Genomic DNA, 394 nt, shown 5'->3' with positions numbered 1-394 from the left:
AGTTCCGTTATTTTCGATAGTGAAGGTTTTGCTAACTACGCTTCCAACCGTCGAAGTTCCGAAGTCAAACGTTCCGGTATTGTCAGCAATATTAGTGGTATTTTGAATAACGGATATTTCGGGAACCGGGTTGGGAGAAACTACACCAGAAACAGCAAAGTTAAACGGGTTTTCATCCGTGTCGTTGGTTGTAAATGAAAGTTCTCCGTTAAAAGTATTTGCGGTATTTGTATCAAGTTGAACATCAAAAGTTCCTTGAGAACCCGCAGCAATAACGGTTGGGAAAGTTCCCGCTAAAGTTAACCCGGTGGGAAGCGTTAACTCCGAAAGAGTTAAGTCAGCAGTTCCGTTATTTTCGATAGTGAAGGTTTTGCTAACTACGCTTCCAACCGTC

At 42.4% G+C, this 394-nt stretch carries 1 protein-coding gene; it reads right to left on the bottom strand.

What is annotated here, in order from left to right; translation table 11 throughout:
* The coding region (locus M595_RS28620) for a choice-of-anchor D domain-containing protein (RefSeq protein WP_023070034.1) at positions 1-394 on the bottom strand (394 nt) is incomplete at both ends.

This window comes from Lyngbya aestuarii BL J (assembly GCF_000478195.2).
Classification (GTDB): Bacteria; Cyanobacteriota; Cyanobacteriia; order Cyanobacteriales; family Microcoleaceae; genus Capilliphycus; species Capilliphycus aestuarii.
The sequence above is the reverse complement of the archived record's forward strand: the minus strand, read 5'-3'. Positions and strand labels throughout refer to the sequence as shown.